The sequence below is a fragment of the Pseudomonas palmensis genome, assembly GCF_049942755.1.
Lineage (GTDB): Bacteria > Pseudomonadota > Gammaproteobacteria > Pseudomonadales > Pseudomonadaceae > Aquipseudomonas > Aquipseudomonas palmensis.
In genome coordinates, this window is record NZ_CP187958.1 from 295,078 (window position 1) to 312,430 (window position 17,353).

Below are 17,353 nucleotides of genomic sequence, written 5' to 3' on the forward strand. Positions count from 1 at the left end.
GCCACTACTCCTGGTTATGAAATCAGCTTCTCGAGCTCTTCAGCTGATAAACGTTTGAGGGCAGCCAAAGATTTAGCCAATTCGTCCTCCACCGGCTGGGTGTCGACCTGCAAGGCTTGCACGCTGGCGCTGAACGCCAGCAGATCCTCGGCAATGAACAGGTCCTTGAGCGGCACCTCCAGTCCCAGCTGCTCGCGCAGGCGCACGATCACCTGGGTGGCCAGCAGCGAGTGCCCCCCGAGCTCGAAGAAGCTGTCGGCCAGGCCGACCTGCGCGCAGCCCAGCACCTGCTGCCAGATGGCAGCGATGCGCTGCTGCAGCTCGGTCTGCGGCGCCAGATACTCACGCTGCAACAGGCTCGCATCCGGGGCCGGCAGGGCGCGGCGGTCGAGCTTGCCGTTGGCCGTCAGTGGCCATTGCTCCAGGAACAACAAGTGCGTGGGCACCATGTAGTCCGGCAGTTCGGCCTTGAGTCGGGTTTTCAGCTCTTCCCGCAGGGCCGTGGGGTCGGCGGCGTTATCGTGGGGCAGTACATAACCCACCAGTTGCTGGCCGCTCGGCCCGTCCACCGCCAGCACCAGCGCCTCGCGCACCGCAGCCTGTTGCGCCAGACGTGCCTCGATCTCACCCAGTTCGATGCGGAAGCCGCGGATCTTGACCTGATGGTCGATGCGGCCGACGTACTCGACGATGCCATCCTGGCGATAACGCGCCAGGTCGCCCGTGCGGTACAGGCGCTCGCCGCGGGACGAGAACGGGTCGGGCACGAAACGTGTGGCGGTGAGATCGGCACGCTTGAGATAACCACGCGCCAGGCCGGCCTGGCCCACATACAGCTCGCCGATGGCGCCTTTGGGCACCGGGTTCAGGTCGGCATCGAGCAGGTACCACGACAGGTCCGGGATCGGCTCGCCGATGGGGCTTGCCGCATCGCCGGCCAGATCGGCCAGCGACACAGGACGGTAAGTGACGTGCACCGTGGTCTCGGTGATGCCGTACATGTTGATCAGTTGCGGCTGCTGATCGCCGAAGCGCTCGAACCAAGGGCGCAGGCTATGCACGTCGAGGGCTTCGCCACCGAACACCACGTAGCGCAGGGCGGGCTTCATCTCGGCTTGCGCCGGAGCACAGGCCACCTGCATCAGCTGTTTGAACGCCGATGGCGTCTGGTTGAGCACGGTGACCCCCTGCTCGCACAGCAACTGGAAGAACTCTTCCGGCGCGCGGCTGGTGGCCTGCGGCACGATGACCAGCCTGCCGCCATACAACAGCGCACCAAAGATCTCCCACACCGAGAAGTCGAAGGCATAGGAGTGGAACAGGCTCCACACGTCACTCGGCCCGAAGTTGAACCAGTGTTCGGTGGCGGCAAACAGGCGTAGCACGTTGTGGTGCGCGAGCAACGCGCCCTTGGGTTTGCCGGTGGAGCCGGAGGTGTAGATCACGTAGGCCAGGTTGGCAGGGTCCAGCGAGAGTGCCGGGTTGTGCGTGGCGAAGGCGCCGAATTCATCGTCCAGAAGCAACGTGCGCACGCCTTGCGGAACTGGCAGTTGCAGGTGCGACTGGGCCAGCACCACGCTCAGCCCGCTGTCTTCCATCATGTAGGCCAGGCGGTCCTCGGGGTACGCCGGGTCCAGTGGCACATAGGCGCCGCCGGCCTTGAGGATCGCCAGCAGACCGACCACCATCTCCAGGCTGCGCTCGCAGGCCAGCCCCACCAGCACCTCCGGCCCGATGCCCTGGGCAATCAACGCATGGGACATCTGGTTGGCGCGTTCGTTGAGTTCGCGGTAGCTGAGCTGGGTGTCACCCAGGGTCAGCGCGATGGAGCCCGGCGCACGCGCAGCCTGGGCTTCGATCAGTTCATGGAGGCAGCGCTGGCTGGCGAACTGCGCAGGCGCCGGGTTCCATTGCTGGAGGTTGGCCTGTTGCTCGCGGGCGTCGAGCAACGGCAGTTCGCCGACGCGCTGTTGCGGACACTCGACGATGGCGCGCAGCAGGTTCTGCCAGTGCCCCAGCATCTGTTCGATGGTGTGGGCCTCGAACACGTCGGTGGCAAAGGTTAGCGAAGCCGCTATGCCCTCCTCACGCTCGAACACCTCCAGCGACAGGTCGAACTGTGCGGTATGGGTATCCCACTGCAACGCCTCCACCTGCAGGTGCGGCAACGGCTGCAGCCCCTGCCCGTTCCGGGTTTGCGCCTGGTAGTTGAACAGCACCTGGAACAACGGGCTGCGCCCCAGGTTGCGGCCCGGCTGCAGCGCCTCCACCAATTGCTCGAACGGCAGGTCCTGGTGCGCATGAGCCTGCAGGGTAGCCTGGCGCACCTGCTCCAGCAGCGCAGTGAACGCCTGTCGCCCGCTCACCTGAGCCTTGAGTACCAGGGTGTTGACGAAGAAGCCGATCAGGCCCTCGGTTTCCAGGCGGTTGCGGTTGGCCACCGGCACTCCGACACGAATATCGTCCTGGCCGCTATAGCGGTGCAGCAGCGCCTGGAACGAGGCCAGCAACAGCATGAACGGGGTAACCCCGCACTCGCGGGCCAGTTGCAGCAGCCCGCGTGTCAGACCGGCGTCCAACGCCACATCGCGCCTGGCGCCGTGGAAACTGCGCTGGGCGGGGTGGGCACGGTCGGTGGGCAACTGCAGCGTCGGCTGCTCGCCCCCCAGTTGCTCCAGCCAGTAGCGCAACTGACGTTCGCGCTCGCCTGCCTCCAGCCACTGACGCTGCCACTGGGCGAAATCGGCGTACTGGATCGGCAGTTCCGGCAGCACCAGTTCCTGAGCGCTGATGCCAGCGCCGTAGCGACGGATCAGTTCGTCGATCATCACCTGCATCGACCAGCCGTCCGAGACGATATGGTGCTGGGTGAGCACCAGTACATGGTCGTCCTCGGCCAGGCGCAGCAGCTTGACCCGCAGCAGCGGCCCCTGGTCCAGGGCAAACAGGCGGCTGCTTTCAGCCGCGACACTAGCCTGGATCTGCGCCGTGCGATCAGCCACATGCGCCAGCACCTCGAAGTCGATAGGCAGCGGCGCCGCTGGGTCTATGACCTGCCTGACATGGGCGTCCACCTGGACGAACCGGGTGCGCAACGGCTCATGCCGCGCAACCAGCGCATCGAAGCTGCGCTGCAACGCCGGCACATCCAGCGGCCCGCGCAGGCGCAGGGCCGCCGGCAGGTGATAGGCACTGCTCTGCGGGTCCAGCTGCCAGAGGAACCACTGGCGCTCCTGGGCGTAGGACAGCGGCAGCGGCACGCCGCGTTCGACCGCAACCAGCGCAGGCTCGTCAATGCGCTTCAATGCATCCAGCGTGGCGACGAAATCCGCCAGGCGACTGTGTTCGAACAGCGTGCGCAAGGCCACGTCGAAGCCCAGCACCTGACGCACCCGCGAGATCACCTGGGTGGCCAGCAGCGAATGCCCGCCCAGCTCGAAGAAATCGTCGGTACGGCCGATACGCTCGCAGCCGAGCATCTGTTGCCAGAGGGCGGCGATCTGTTGTTCAAGTTCGCCCTGCGGCGCCACGTACTCGGCCTGCAACAGGCTCGCATCCGGCGCCGGCAGGGCGCGGCGCTCGAGCTTGCCGTTGGCCGTCAGTGGCCATTGCTCCAGGAACAGCAGGTGCGTGGGCACCATGTAGTCCGGCAGTTCGGCCTTGAGCCCGGCCTTGAGTTGATCACGCAACTGGGTGTGCTCGGCATTGGCGTCCTGCGGCACGACGTAGCCCACCAACTGCTGGCCGCTCGGCCCGTCCACCGCCAGTACCAGCGCTTCGCGCACCGCAGCCTGTTGCGCCAGACGTGCCTCGATCTCACCCAGTTCGATGCGGAAGCCGCGGATCTTGACCTGATGGTCGATGCGGCCGACGTACTCGACGATGCCATCCTGGCGATAACGCGCCAGGTCGCCCGTGCGGTACAGGCGCTCGCCGCGGGACGAGAACGGATCGGGCACGAAACGCGTGGCGGTGAGATCGGCACGCTTGAGATAACCACGCGCCAGACCGGCCTGGCCCACATACAGCTCGCCGATGGCGCCTTTGGGCACCGGGTTCAGGTCGGCATCGAGCAGGTACCACGAAAGGTCCGGGATCGGCTCGCCAATGGGGCTTGCCGCATCGCCGGCCAGATCGGCCAGCGACACCGGACGGTAAGTGACGTGCACCGTGGTCTCGGTGATGCCGTACATGTTGATCAGTTGCGGCTGCTGATCGCCGAAGCGCTCGAACCAAGGGCGCAGGCTGTGCACGTCGAGAGCTTCGCCACCGAACACCACGTAACGCAGGGCGGGTTTGGCTGCTGCATTGACGGGGGCACAGGCCACCTGCATCAGCTGTTTGAACGCCGATGGCGTCTGGTTGAGCACGGTGACCCCCTGCTCGCACAGCAACTGGAAGAACTCTTCCGGTGCCCGGCTGGTGGCCTGCGGCACGATGACCAGCCTGCCGCCATACAGCAGCGCACCAAAGATCTCCCACACCGAGAAGTCGAAGGCATAGGAGTGGAACAGGCTCCACACGTCACTCGGCCCGAAGTTGAACCAGTGTTCGGTGGCGGCAAACAGGCGTAGCACGTTGTGGTGCGCGAGCAATGCGCCCTTGGGCTTGCCGGTGGAGCCGGAGGTGTAGATCACGTAGGCCAGGTTGGCAGGGTCAAGAGAGAGTGCCGGGTTGTGCGTGGCGAAGGCGCCGAAGTCATCGTCCAGCAGCAACGTGCGCACGCCTTGCGGAACTGGCAGTTGCAGGTGCGACTGGGCCAGCACCACGCTCAGGCCGCTGTCTTCCATCATGTAGGCCAGGCGGTCCTCGGGGTACGCCGGGTCCAGTGGCACATACGCACCGCCGGCCTTGAGGATCGCCAGCAGGCCGACCACCATCTCCAGGCTACGCTCGCAGGCCAGGCCCACCAGCACCTCAGGCCCGATGCCCTGGGCAATCAACGCATGGGCCATCTGGTTGGCGCGCTCGTTGAGTTCGCGGTAGCTGAGCTGGGCGTCACCCAGGGTCAGCGCGATGGAGCCCGGCGCACGCGCAGCCTGGGCTTCGATCAGTTCATGGAGGCAGCGCTGGCTGGCGAACTGCGCAGGCGCCGGGTTCCATTGCTGGAGGTTGGCCTGTTGCTCGCGGGCATCGAGCAACGGCAGTTCGCCGACGCGCTGTTGCGGGTCAGCGACAATCGCCTGCAGCAGGTTCTGCCAGTGCCGGGCCAGACGCTCGATGGTCGCGGCGTCGAACAGGTCGGTGGCGTAGACCAGAATCGCCGAAAGGCCATCGGCCGTTTCCGTGGTGTCCAGCGTCAGGTCGAACTGTGCAGTGTGGTTGTCCCAGTCCAGACGCTCCACCTCCAGGCCCGGCAGTCGCTCGATGGCGCGCAGTTCACCGGCATCTTCGCTGTGGTGGTTGAACAGCACCTGGAACAGCGGGCTGTGTGACAGGCTGCGGCCCGGTTCCAGGGCTTCCACCAGTTGCTCGAACGGCAGGTCCTGGTGGGCCTGGGCCTGCAGGGTGGTCTGGCGCACCTGCTGCAGCAGTTCGGCGAACGACAGATCGGCACCAATCCTCGCCTCCAGCACCAGCGTATTGACGAAGAAGCCGATCAGGCGCTCGGTTTCAAGACGGTTGCGGCTGGCCACCGGCACCCCGACCCGCACCTGCGCCTGGCCGCTGTAGCGGTGCAGCAGGGTCTGGAACGAAGCGAGCAACAGCATGAATGGGGTCACTCCTTCGCGCTGGGAAAGCGCGCGCAGGCTACGGGCCAGTGCGGCATCGAGCACGATGTTCAGCTTCGCGCCCTTGAAGCTGCGCGTGGCCGGCCGCGGTCGATCGCTCGGCAGCTCCAGCACCGGCTGCTCGCCGCCCAGTTGCCGGCACCAGTAACCGAGCTGGCGCTCGCGCTCGCCGGCCTCCATCCACTGGCGCTGCCACTGGGCAAAGTCGGCGTACTGGATCGGCAGGGCCGGCAACTGAACTTCGCGCCCCTGGCTGTAGCCCGCATACAAGGCGATCAGCTCGTCGACCATCACCTGCATCGACCAGCCATCGGAAACGATATGGTGCTGAACCAGTACCAACACATGGTCTTGCGCCGCCAGCCGCAGCAGCCTGACCCGCAGCAGCGGCCCCTGGTCCAGGGCAAACAGGCGGCCGTTCTGGGCCTCGATACAAGCCTGGATCTGCGCCGCCGGATCGTCCCCTGCATACAGCACCTGGAGGTCGATATCGACACGGGCCTGCTCGGCAATCAGCTGACGCGGCTCGCCCTGCACCTCGACGAATGTGGTGCGCAGGCTTTCGTGCCGCGCCAGCAGGCTGTCGAAACTGCGCTGCAGCGCCGCAACGTCCAGCGCCCCGCGCAGGCGCAGGGCGGCCGGCAGGTGATAGGCACTGCTCTGCGGGTCCAGCTGCCAGAGGAACCACTGGCGCTCCTGGGCATACGACAGCGGCAATGGCCGGCCGCGCTCGACACAGGTGAACGGGGGCTCGCCGGCGGTCTGCCGCCCCCCCAGCGCTGCCACGAAGTCGCCCAGCCGGCTGCGCTCGAACAGGGTACGCAAGGCAACCTCCAGCCCCAGCACCTGACGCACCCGCGACACCACCTGGGTGGCCAGCAACGAGTGCCCGCCGATCTCGAAGAACGCATCGTCCAGCCCTACCCGCTCCAGCTTGAGCACGTCCTGCCAGATCGCCGCCACCTGTTGTTCCAACGCGCTTTGCGGCGCCACGTAGGTGTGCTGGGCCTGGCTGGCATCGACCGGTGGCAAGGCCTTGCGGTCCAGCTTGCCGTTGGGGCTCAGCGGCAAACGTTCAAGAAACAGCAGGTACGCCGGCACCATGTAGGCGGGCAGCACCGCGCGCAAGTGTGCGCCGATCGCTTCGCGCAACGCCGCCTGGGCCTGCGCCTCCAGTGCCTGGCGGCTGTCGCCGGGCACCACATAGGCAACCAGCTGCAGGCCGTCGGCAGCGGGCTGGGCCAGCACCACCGCCTCGCGAATGCCCGGTTGTTCGAGCAGGCGCGCCTCGACTTCGCCCAACTCGATGCGAAACCCGCGAATCTTGACCTGATGATCGATACGCCCGGCGTACTCGAGCACCCCTTCGGCATTGAAGCGGGCCAGGTCGCCACTGCGGTACAGGCGCCCACCCGGCTGCGCGGCGAACGGGTCGGGGATGAAACGCTCGGCCGTCAGGCCCGGGCGGTTGAAGTAGCCACGGGCGAGCAACTCGCCGCCGATCACCAGCTCCCCCACCACCCCTACCGGCGTCGGTGCGCCGCTTGCATCCAGCACATGGAGGCTGCGCCCGCCGAGCACCCGACCGATCGGCATGCTCAACGGGGTGCTGCGCACACCGCTGACATAATCATCGCATTCGAGGGTGGTGACACAGACCGTGGCCTCGGTGGGGCCATAGGTGTTGAGCAGCGCCACCTGCGACAATCCGGCCTGGCGCCAGGCTGCCACCCCTTCAGGTGGCATTGCCTCGCCGCCGATGTGCACGCGCCTGAGCTTGCCGTAATCGCGTGGGCCAGCGGCGGCAAAGTCCTTGGCCAGCAGGTTCCAGTAGGCGGTGGACAGGTCGGAAACGCTGACCTGCTTGTCGATGACCTCGTGGTAGTAGCGTTCGCTGTCCCAGAGTTCCTGGCCGCGCAGCACCACGGCAGCGCCGCAGATCAGCGCAGGGTAGAACTGCTCGACGAAGGCATCGAAGTTGAAGGTGGCAAACTGCAGGATCCGGTCGTCCGGCCCGAGCCTGGAGAACTCACGCGCGACCTGCGCATGCCCGGCCAGCGCCAGGTGGCTGATGCCCACACCCTTGGGGCGCCCGGTGGAGCCGGAGGTGAACATCACATACGCCAGGTTGTGCGCATGGGCGGTATTGGCCAGGTCGCTGGCGTCGAGCTGGCGCCAGGCCGCATCCTGGTCCAGGCACAGGCTGCGCACCCCGCACGGCAGGCCCAGGCGCGCCAGCAACGGGGTCTGGGTCAGCACCAGCGGCGTGGCGCTGTCCTCGATCATGCACAGCAGGCGGTCCTGCGGGTACTGCGGGTCCAGCGGCACATAGGCGCCACCGGCCTTGAGCACCGCCAGCAACCCGACGATCATGTCGATGCCGCGCTCCACCGCGATGCCGACCGGCACCTCCGGCCCTACCCCGCACGCCACCAGGTGGCGCGCCAGGCGGTTGGCACGCTGGTTGAGCTCGGCATAGCTCAGTTGCGTCGACTCGAAGATCAGCGCCAGGGCCTGCGGGCGCTGCGCCACCTGCGCCTCGAAACGCTGGTGCACGCGCAGGTCGGGACAGGTCAGCGGTGCACGCCCCCATTGCTCGAGCAGACACTCGCGCTCCTCGCTCGAGAGTAACGCCAGTTCGTCGAGGCGACACGTCGGGGTGGCGACCACGGCCTGCAGCAGGGCCACCCAGTGGCGTGCCATGCGCTCGATGGTCGCGGCCTTGAACAGGTCGCTGGCATAGGTCCAGGCCACCTGCAACTGGCCGCCCTGCTCGTAGGTGTCCAGGCTCAGGTCGAACTCGGTGGTACGGCTGCGCCAGTCGAGCATCGACAGTTGCAGGCCCCCGGCCAGCTTGAGCGCGGACACATCGGCCACGTGTGGCTGGTGGTTGAACATCACCTGGAACAACGGCGAATGGCTCAGGCTGCGCTCCAGTTGCAACCCTTCGACCAGGCGCTCGAATGGCAGGTCCTGGTGCGACTGCGCGCCGCTCACCGTGTCGCGGGTAGCCTGCAGCAACTCGAGAAAACTCATGTGCCCTGCCAGCGGGGTGCGCAACACCTGGGTGTTGACGAAGAAGCCGACCAGGCCTTCCAGCTCGCTGCGATTGCGGTTGGCCACGGGGCTGCCGAAGCGCACGTCGGTCTGCCCGGTGTAGCGATAGAGCAGCACGTTGAAGACCGCCAGCAGCACCATGAACAACGACACGTTGTGTTGCCGGGCAAAGCCACGCACCTGCTCGGCCAGCCCTGCGTCCAGCGTCAGGCAATGGCGCTCGCCGTCGAAGCTGGGCGACGAGGGGCGCGGGCAATCGAGCGGCAGTTCCAGCACCGGATGCTCGTCGCCGAGTTTTTCACGCCAGTACGCCAGTTGCCGCGCCTGCTCGCCGGCCTCCAGCCAGCGACGCTGCCACAGGCCGTAGTCGGCGTACTGGATCGGCAGCGCCTCGAACTGCGGCGCAAGGCCTTGGGCACAGGCGTCATAGCTGCGCGCGAACTCGTCGATCAGGATATTCATCGACCAGCCATCGGCGACGATGTGATGCAAGGTCAGCAACAGCACGTGCGCCTGTTCATCCAGCTTGAGCAGGCGCAGGCGCAGCAGCGGGCCCTGTGCCAGATCGAATGCACGCAGCGACTCCTGCTGCGCCTCGTGCTGCACCCGCGCTTCACGCGCAGCGGCCGGCACCGCGCTCAGGTCCAGTTGCTCCAGGCGCACCGCATGCTCCAACGGCACCTGCTGCACGCTGCCATCGGGCCGCGAGCGGAACACCGTGCGCAGCACCTCGTGGCGCGCCACCAGCAGGCTGAACGCACGCTCCAGGGCCGCCACATCCAGCACGCCGTTCAGGCGTACCGCACCCGGCAGGTTGTAGGCGCCGCTGTGCGGGTCCAGCTGCCACAGAAACCACATGCGCTGCTGCGCATAGGACAACGCCTGGCGGTCCGGCACCTGGACCCCGGCAGGAATCGGGAACTGCGAAAAGTCCAGGCCTTCCTTGCTCAGGGCCTGCAGAAACAGGCTGCGCTTTTCCGGCGCCAGCTCGATGAATCGACAGGCCAGTTGGAGGGACTTCTCAGCATTCATCGAATGGTTTCCGTGCAGGGTGGATAGCGGGCAGCGCCCCGGTTATCCCTACGAAACGGATACACCCCAGGAAAAATTAAACACCGCCACGGCCCCCGTTCATTGCTCGCGGCTAAATCAGCCGTGCCGCTAGCCGTCTATCTAGGGAACCCGTAGCAAGAAGGTGCATGCCATGACTTCCGCCTCCTCCCTGACCCGCGCCGTCGGGCGCGGCCTGCGCAAGCTGGCCGGCGCACAGCCCGAGCGCGCCTACCGCCTGTTCGATGTCACCCTCAAGCAACGCATCCAACTGAGCCCGTCGCTGAGCCGCCTGGTGTTCACCGGCCCGGACGTGGCCCGGATGCACACCCTGGCTGCCGATCAACGGGTCAAGCTGTTCTTCCCCGCCGCCGACGGCAGCCCGCCCGAACTGCCCAACGACCTGCACTGGAACGAAGCCCGCCGCGCCCTGGCCGAGGCCAGCCGCCCGCCCATGCGCACCTACACCATCCGTGCCCTGCGCCGCGAACAGGCCGAGGTGGATATCGATTTCGTACTGCACGGGGTCAACGGCCCCGCCTCGGCCTGGGCCACCCACGCCCGCACAGGCGACCGTCTGCAGATCCTGGCACCCAACCTGGCCTTCGCCGGCGACCCCGGGGGCTACGAATGGAACCCGCCCGCCGGGGTACGCAACATTCTGCTGGTGGGCGATGAAACCGCCTTGCCAGCCATTGCCGGCATTCTCGAAACCCTCGCCGGGCAAGATGACCCGCCCCAGGTCGAAGCCTATGTCGAGGTGCCGCTGCAACAGGACTGCCTGGCCCTACGCTGCAATGCCAGCACCACCCTGCACTGGCTGCCACGCGACCAGCAACAGCGTATCCAGGGCCAGGCCATGGTGCATGCCGTGACCCAGCTGGCCACCCTGCCCGCCAGACGCCCGCCCGCCGACACGCGCCTCGAGGAGGTGGACATCGACCAGCAGATCCTCTGGGAACGTGCCAGCGCCAGCCACCAGAGCTTCTACGCCTGGGTGGCCGGGGAATCGGCTGCGGTGATGCAGATCCGGCGCTTTCTGATCAACGAACAGGGCCTGGACCGCAACGCCCTGACCCTGATGGGCTACTGGCGCGCCGGGCGTACGTTCGAGTAGCGCCAGCGGGGTTCAACAGGGCTCCCGGCGGCAGGTCGGGAGCCTTGGAAACATTTGCTTGCATTTTTTAGTGCAGGATTTCTGCTTCTCATTCGTCCTAACAATTACCACTGCACCCTTTCGAGCGAGCCTGAGCCCAGACACCCCGTGCTCCGGAACCTCATGCTCACCACACTCCGAATCGAAGTTGCCTGCCCAATGTCGAAAAAGTCACGTTCAAAACTCTGGTTTCTGGTCCACAGCTGGCTAGCCCTGCCGATCTGGTTCTTCGTGCTGATCGTCTGCTTCACCGGGACGCTGGCCGTGGTCAGCCAGGAAATCGTCTGGCTGGCGCAGCCCGAGGTCCGCGCCTCCAAACCCGACGGCGACCCGCCGATGCTGGGCTTCGACCAGGTGCGCGCCGCCGTCGAGGCCGCGCAGCCGGGGGTGTATGTCAGCACCATCGTGCGCCCGGACGAATCGCATTTCGCCCTGACCGTCAGCGTCACCTACCCCGACTCGCGCTCCACCACGCTCTACGTCAACCCGTACACCGGGGTGGTCCAGGGCGAGGCGGCGCAGTTCAACTTCCAGGCCTTTACCCGCGCCCTGCACGGCTGGTGGCTGGTGCCGTTCACCAATGGCTACAGCTGGGGCTGGTACCTGGTGTCGCTGCTGGGGCTGCCGATGCTGGCCTCGCTGGTCACCGGGCTGGTGGTGTACAAGCGCTTCTGGAAGGGCTTTCTCAAGCCGACCCTGCGCCTGAAGCACGGTGCGCGGATTTTCTGGGGCGACTTCCACCGCCTGAGCGGGATCTGGTCGATCTGGTTCATCGCAGTCATCTCGATCACCGGTACCTGGTTCCTGATCCAGGCGATTCTGTTCGACAACCAGATCTCGATTTCCAGCAACCAGGTGCTGCCGGTGATCGCCCGCGAGAACGTGCCCACCGCGCCCGCCGGCCAGCCGGCCCCGGTGCTGAGCCTGGATGCCATCGAAAAGATCGCCATCGACAAGATTCCGGGGCTGGACGTGAGCTTCATCAGCCTGCCGAGCAACGCCTACAGCCACACCTCGGTGGGGGGGCGCAGCTGGTACCCGCTGATGTTCCAGACCGCATCGGTCAACCCCTACAGTGGCGTGGTCGAGGCCCATGAGCTGCTGTCCGACCGCAGCAAGCTCGAATTCGTCACCGAGTCGATGCGCCCGCTGCATACCGGCGATTTCGGCGGTATCTGGATCAAGCTGATCTGGTTCGTGTTCGGCCTGCTGCTGAGCATGATGGTGCTCAGCGGCCTGCTGATCTGGACCAAGCGCACCGCCATCGCCACGGCCACCGCCCTCAAGCGCAGCGAAAAACCGGCACGCGCCAAGCGCGCCGCCGCTGCCACCCCTACCCCTTCGGAGAGCCAGGCATGAGCAAGGCAATCGCTGCACAACCGCCTTCGCGCCTGCGCCAGTTCTGGCTGAAATGGCGTTTTCACATCAACATACTGCTGTTGTTGGTACCGCTGGGTTTCATGCCCAAGTACTTTGCTGATGCGGCCTTGTTTCGCGGTGACGTGGGCCTGGGCGAACGCGAGATCGGCGAGGTCCAGGTCGGCCCCTGGAGCCTGAAGCTGGCCGAGCTGCGCAACGAGGCGCCGCGCCAGGACGGGCCGGCCGGCTACATGAAGAGCTTCAACGCCAGCCTGTGCGAAGCCTGTATCCCACAGGTCAAGGCCACCTACCTGCGTATCGGCAAGCCGCGCAGCCTGCGCGCCGCCGGCGGAATCTTCTTCGGTTCCCCTTACCGCATGGGCGCCACGGTGCCGGTGCCGCTCAAGACCAGCCCCGACGCCGAACTGTGGGTGACCATGGAAGGCTGGGACGGCAGCATGCACCAGGGTTCGGTCCCGCTCAGCAAGGCCTCGCCAAGCACTGTCGCCTGGCTTCAAAAACAAGGAGGCAAATGATGCCTGTTTCTGACCTGCTGCGTCGCCTGGGTGGCGCGGCACTGCTCACTTCGCTCGCCACCTTCAGCAACCTGGCGCTGGCCCACAACCCGATCTGCGAATGCAAGCAGATCGAAGGCGGCCAGATCCAGTGCACCGGCGGCTTTTCCGACGGAAGCGGCGCCCCCGGCGTAACCCTCGACGTGATCGGCTACGACGAAAGCATCCTGGTGCCCGGCAAGCTGGGCGAAGACTCCAAGCTCACCTTCAAGCGCCCCGATGCCGAGTTCTACGTGCTGTTCGACGCAGGCCCCGGTCATGTGGTGGAAATCGACCAGGCCGACATCGAGGCACCATGAGCACCCCGACCACGACCCAGACCATCCGCCCGGCCGGTGCCGGCCATGAAACGCTGTACGTGCTGCTGTTCTGCGCCCTGGTGCTGCTGGTGGCCGGCGCGGTGGTCAGCTGGCGCGGCGAAACCACCGAAACCAGCGAAGTGGCGGCCCATCAGTTCGATGCGCGCCGCGACCTCACGGCCGGCGAGCAAGGGGTATACGCCGACCTGCGGGTTACCCTGGAGGAGATCCAGCTGCGTCAGCAGGAAGAACAGCGCCTGCCCACCCCGGCCGAGCTGGATGCCGAGGGCTACGCCCCGTTCGCCCGCGACGCCAGCGCCGTGAGCCGTGGCGGCCACACCTGGCAGTTGCTCGAAGGCGGCGCCTACCTGGGGCTCAGCCAGGCCAGCGAAGTGGCCGGCTCGTTCCTGATGCGCCTGGGCGCACAGCCCGACAGCCCGGCCGATATCTGGCTCAACCGCAGCACCGACCTCACCGCCCCCCACGATCTCAGCGACGCCGCCTTGAGCGCTGCGGGCTGGCAACAGGTCGTCGCGCAATTCGATGCCGGGGTCACTCGCCAGCATCGGCACTGAACCCACGGATACACCTGAGAGAAGACCGCCTGCCCATGTCTATTTCATCGTTTCTGGTCAACCGCCGACGCATCCTGGCCGGCATGCTCGCCCTGTGCCTGGCGCCCCTGGCGCACGCCGAAGAGGCCAAGCGCCTGCGTATCGGCATCACCCTGCACCCCTACTACAGCTACGTGGCCAACATCGTCGGCGACAAGGCCGAGGTGGTGCCGCTGATTCCGGCAGGCTTCAACCCGCACGCCTACGAGCCACGCGCCGAGGACATCAAGCGCATCGGCACGCTGGACGTGGTGGTGCTCAACGGCGTGGGGCATGACGATTTTGCCGACCGCATGATCGAGGCCAGCGAAAAGCCTGGCGTGGCCACCATCGAGGCCAACGCCAACGTGCCGCTGCTGGCGGCCACCGGCATCGCCGCACGCGGCGCGGGCAAGGTGGTCAACCCGCACACCTTCCTGTCGATCAGCGCCTCGATCGCCCAGGTCAACAACATCGCCCGCGAGCTGGGCAAGCTCGACCCGGCCAACGCCAAGGCCTACACCGCCAATGCCCGCGCCTATGGCAAGCGCCTGCGCCAGCTGCGTGCCGAGGCCCTGGCCAAGCTCACCAGCGCGCCCAATGCCGACCTGCGCGTGGCCACCGTGCACGCGGCCTACGACTACCTGCTGCGTGAATTCGGCCTGGAAGTCACCGCCGTGGTCGAGCCCGCCCATGGCATCGAACCGAGCCCCAGCCAGTTGAAGAAGACCATCAACCAGCTGCGCGACCTGGACGTGAAGGTGATCTTCTCGGAGCTCGACTTCCCGTCCACCTATGTGGACACCATCCAGCGTGAGTCCGGCGTGCGCCTGTACCCGCTGTCGCACATCTCCTACGGCGACTACAGCGCCGAAAAGTACGAAAAGGAGATGACCAGCAACCTCGATACCGTGGTGCGCGCGATCCAGGAGGCCGGGGCATGAGCGCCATCGAGCCGATCACCCTTGCCAGCCAGGGCCCCGGCGTGGAGTTCGACGCCGTTGGCCTGACCCTGGGCCGCACCACCATCCTCGACCAGGTGAGCTTCAGTGTGCGCCCTGGCAGCGTGCATGCGCTGGTGGGGCCCAACGGCGGCGGCAAGAGTTCGCTGATCAAGACCCTGCTCGGCCAGATGCCCCACCACGGCCGCCTGAACCTGCACTGGGCCGGCGCCCCCGGTTGCATCGGCTACGTGCCGCAGGCCCTGGAATTCGACCGTGGCCTGCCGATGACCGTGGACGACTTCATGGCCGCCATGTGCCAGCGCCGCCCGGCGTTCCTGGGGCTGTCGCGCCACTACGCGGCGAGCATCGGCCAGGCGCTGGAGCGCGTGGGCATGCAGGACAAGCGCAAGCGGCGCATGGGCGCCCTCTCCGGCGGCGAGCGCCAGCGCGTGCTGCTGGCCCAGGGGCTGATTCCGGCGCCGCAACTGCTGGTGCTGGACGAACCGATGTCGGCGCTGGATGAAGCCGGCATCCGCATCTTCGAACAATTGCTGCTGGACTGGCGCGCCAGCGGCACCACCGTGCTGTGGATCGAACACGACCTGGAGGCGGTGAAACGCCTGGCCGATCACGTCACCGGCCTCAACCGGCGCATCCTGTTCGACGCGCCGCCCGAGCAGGCCCTGCGCCCGGAGGCGCTGCTGCAACTGTTTTCCACCCACCCGCGCAGCGCTGCGGTGACCGGGAGCCACGCCTGATGAACTATGAAGAATTTCGCCTGATGATCCAGGGCCTGGCGTCCTCGGGCTACCTGCCCGAAGCCCTGGCCTATGGCTTCGTGGTCAACGCGCTGCTCGCCGGCCTGCTGATCGGGCCGGTGCTGGGCGGGCTGGGCACGCTGGTGGTGGTCAAGCGCTTTGCGTTCTTCTCCGAGGCGGTGGGCCACGCGGCCCTGACCGGGGTGGCCATCGGCATCCTGCTCGGCGAACCCTATACCGGCCCCTACGGCAGCCTGTTCGGCTACTGCCTGCTGTTCGGCGTGCTGCTCAACTACCTGCGCAACCGCACCGGGCTGGCCCCGGACACCCTGATCGGGGTGTTCCTGTCGGTGTCGCTGGCGCTGGGCGCAAGCCTGCTGCTGATACTGGCGGGCAAGATCAACGTGCACATCCTGGAAAACGTGCTGTTCGGCTCGGTGCTGACGGTCAACGGCAACGACCTGCTGGTGCTGGCCATCGTCGGCGCGCTGGTGCTGGGCCTGAGCCTGCCGCTGTACAACCGCATCATGCTGGCCAGCTTCAACCCGCAGCTGGCGGCAGTGCGCGGGGTGGCAGTGAAGACCCTGGACTACCTGTTCGTGGTGCTGGTGACGCTGATCACCGTGGCCGCGGTGAAGGTCATCGGCGCGATCCTGGTGGGCGCACTGCTGGTGATCCCGGCCGCTGCCGCCCGCCTGCTGAGCCAGTCGCTCAAGGGGTTTTTCTGGACCTCGGTGGTGATCGCCACCCTCAGCACCCTGAGCGGCATCCTGCTGCCGATCGTGTTCGACCTGCCGTTGCCTTCGGGCGCCGCGATCATCCTGGTCGCCGGCATGGCCTTCGCCCTGGCCGCCATCGCCCGTGGCACCCTGCCCAGCCTGAAAGGAAACATCGGATGAAGCCGACATTTCGCCAACTGACCCTGGTACTGGCCCTGAGCGGCGCCTTCAGTGTTGCCGCACAGGCCGCCGAAGCCGCGCGCCCGGTGCAGGTACTGGCGTCCCTGCCCATCACCTACGGCCTTGGCCAATTGCTGCTCGACGGCAGCGAGGTGAAGCTGCAACGCGCCGCCGCGGCCAACCTGCCCGGCTCGCGCCAGACCGCCTACTTCAGCGGGCGTGGGGCGCCGGCCCTGCAGAAGCTGGCCGTGAACGCCGATGCGGTGATCGGTCTGCGCTCGGTATGGGCGGACGACCCGCTGTACCCGATGGCGCGGCGCAGCAATATCCGCATCGTCGAAGTGGATGCCGCACGCCCGGTGGATGGCAGCCTGCCCGGCATTGCGGTGCAGCCGGGGGCGCCAAAGGACGGCCTGAACAGCCAGCCGTGGCTGTCGAGCAACAACCTGGGGCGCATGGCCGACGTGACCGCCGCCGACCTGGTGCGCCTGGCGCCGGCCGCCAAGCCGAAAATCGAGGCCAACCTGGCCACGCTCAAGCAGCAGTTGCTCAAGCTCAGTGCCGACAGCGAAGCGCGCCTGGGCGAAGTCGACAACCTCAGCGTGGTAAGCCTGTCGGAGCGCTTCGGTTACCTGATCGGCGGGCTGAACCTGGAGCAGGTGGCCTACAGCGTACCCGCCGAAGACCAGTGGACCCCCGAGGCACTGCAACAGCTGACCGCCCTGCTCAAGGACAACGACGTGGCGCTGGTGCTCGACCACCGCCAGCCGAGCGAGGCGGTAACTGCGGCAATCGCCAAGGCCGGCAGCCACTTGCTGGTGCTGGAGGGCGGCGGCGAAAACCCGGTGAGCGAACTGCAGGGCAGTATCGATGAAGTGATCAAAGCACTCGCCGCGAAGGCCTGAAGACCGGCAAAAACAAAGCCCCAGTG

General features: G+C 66.6%; 10 protein-coding genes. 9 read left to right on the top strand and 1 reads right to left on the bottom strand.

Features of this window, described 5'->3' with window-relative positions; genetic code table 11:
- Positions 1-14: 14 nt before the first annotated feature.
- Complete coding sequence (locus tag ACPRTJ_RS01355) at positions 15-9,821, bottom strand: amino acid adenylation domain-containing protein (RefSeq protein ID WP_426427858.1); 9,807 nt, start codon at positions 9,819-9,821, stop codon at positions 15-17.
- A 172-nt stretch (positions 9,822-9,993) separates the two neighbouring features.
- Between ACPRTJ_RS01355 and ACPRTJ_RS01360 the strand changes: the two genes are divergently transcribed.
- The 9 genes from ACPRTJ_RS01360 to ACPRTJ_RS01400 all read left to right on the top strand — a co-directional run bounded on the left by ACPRTJ_RS01360 (position 9,994) and on the right by ACPRTJ_RS01400 (position 17,327).
- Complete coding sequence (locus ACPRTJ_RS01360; protein WP_104572903.1) at positions 9,994-10,956, top strand: siderophore-interacting protein; 963 nt, start codon at positions 9,994-9,996, stop codon at positions 10,954-10,956.
- A 198-nt stretch (positions 10,957-11,154) separates the two neighbouring features.
- A complete protein-coding gene (locus ACPRTJ_RS01365; RefSeq protein ID WP_078480228.1) occupies positions 11,155-12,354 on the top strand; it encodes a PepSY-associated TM helix domain-containing protein in 1,200 nt (399 codons plus the stop codon).
- Entirely contained in the window at positions 12,351-12,890 is a 540-nt protein-coding gene (locus ACPRTJ_RS01370; protein ID WP_078480229.1) for a thiamine pyrophosphate-binding protein, read from the top strand. The genes ACPRTJ_RS01365 and ACPRTJ_RS01370 overlap by 4 nt, the downstream gene beginning before the upstream one ends.
- A complete protein-coding gene (locus ACPRTJ_RS01375) occupies positions 12,890-13,228 on the top strand; it encodes a hypothetical protein (RefSeq protein ID WP_043862411.1) in 339 nt (112 codons plus the stop codon). Before ACPRTJ_RS01370 ends, ACPRTJ_RS01375 begins: the two co-directional genes overlap by 1 nt.
- Positions 13,225-13,803 carry a DUF6162 family protein gene (locus ACPRTJ_RS01380; protein ID WP_054915566.1) on the top strand — a complete coding sequence of 193 codons (579 nt, stop codon included), beginning with the start codon at positions 13,225-13,227 and terminating at the stop codon, positions 13,801-13,803. Before ACPRTJ_RS01375 ends, ACPRTJ_RS01380 begins: the two co-directional genes overlap by 4 nt.
- Positions 13,804-13,838: 35 nt before the next feature.
- Complete coding sequence (locus ACPRTJ_RS01385) at positions 13,839-14,765, top strand: metal ABC transporter substrate-binding protein (protein ID WP_078480231.1); 927 nt, start codon at positions 13,839-13,841, stop codon at positions 14,763-14,765.
- The gene (locus ACPRTJ_RS01390; protein ID WP_426427861.1) at positions 14,762-15,523 is read left to right on the top strand and encodes a metal ABC transporter ATP-binding protein; all 762 of its coding nucleotides are present in this window, start codon (positions 14,762-14,764) and stop codon (positions 15,521-15,523) included. The genes ACPRTJ_RS01385 and ACPRTJ_RS01390 overlap by 4 nt, the downstream gene beginning before the upstream one ends.
- The gene (locus ACPRTJ_RS01395) at positions 15,523-16,422 is read left to right on the top strand and encodes a metal ABC transporter permease (protein WP_043862407.1); all 900 of its coding nucleotides are present in this window, start codon (positions 15,523-15,525) and stop codon (positions 16,420-16,422) included. Before ACPRTJ_RS01390 ends, ACPRTJ_RS01395 begins: the two co-directional genes overlap by 1 nt.
- On the top strand, positions 16,419-17,327 hold the full coding sequence (locus ACPRTJ_RS01400) for a metal ABC transporter substrate-binding protein (RefSeq protein WP_426427863.1): 909 nt from the start codon (positions 16,419-16,421) through the stop codon (positions 17,325-17,327). The genes ACPRTJ_RS01395 and ACPRTJ_RS01400 overlap by 4 nt, the downstream gene beginning before the upstream one ends.
- Positions 17,328-17,353 lie beyond the last annotated feature (26 nt).

What these genes read in the sequence shown, in the direction of transcription:
- ACPRTJ_RS01355 (WP_426427858.1), bottom strand. Translation starts at nt 9,821, where the DNA reads ATGAATGCTGAGAAGTCCCTCCAACTGGCCTGTCGATTCATCGAGCTG.
- ACPRTJ_RS01360 (WP_104572903.1), top strand. Translation starts at nt 9,994, where the DNA reads ATGACTTCCGCCTCCTCCCTGACCCGCGCCGTCGGGCGCGGCCTGCGC.
- ACPRTJ_RS01365 (WP_078480228.1), top strand. Translation starts at nt 11,155, where the DNA reads ATGTCGAAAAAGTCACGTTCAAAACTCTGGTTTCTGGTCCACAGCTGG.
- ACPRTJ_RS01370 (WP_078480229.1), top strand. Translation starts at nt 12,351, where the DNA reads ATGAGCAAGGCAATCGCTGCACAACCGCCTTCGCGCCTGCGCCAGTTC.
- ACPRTJ_RS01375 (WP_043862411.1), top strand. Translation starts at nt 12,890, where the DNA reads ATGCCTGTTTCTGACCTGCTGCGTCGCCTGGGTGGCGCGGCACTGCTC.
- ACPRTJ_RS01380 (WP_054915566.1), top strand. Translation starts at nt 13,225, where the DNA reads ATGAGCACCCCGACCACGACCCAGACCATCCGCCCGGCCGGTGCCGGC.
- ACPRTJ_RS01385 (WP_078480231.1), top strand. Translation starts at nt 13,839, where the DNA reads ATGTCTATTTCATCGTTTCTGGTCAACCGCCGACGCATCCTGGCCGGC.
- ACPRTJ_RS01390 (WP_426427861.1), top strand. Translation starts at nt 14,762, where the DNA reads ATGAGCGCCATCGAGCCGATCACCCTTGCCAGCCAGGGCCCCGGCGTG.
- ACPRTJ_RS01395 (WP_043862407.1), top strand. Translation starts at nt 15,523, where the DNA reads ATGAACTATGAAGAATTTCGCCTGATGATCCAGGGCCTGGCGTCCTCG.
- ACPRTJ_RS01400 (WP_426427863.1), top strand. Translation starts at nt 16,419, where the DNA reads ATGAAGCCGACATTTCGCCAACTGACCCTGGTACTGGCCCTGAGCGGC.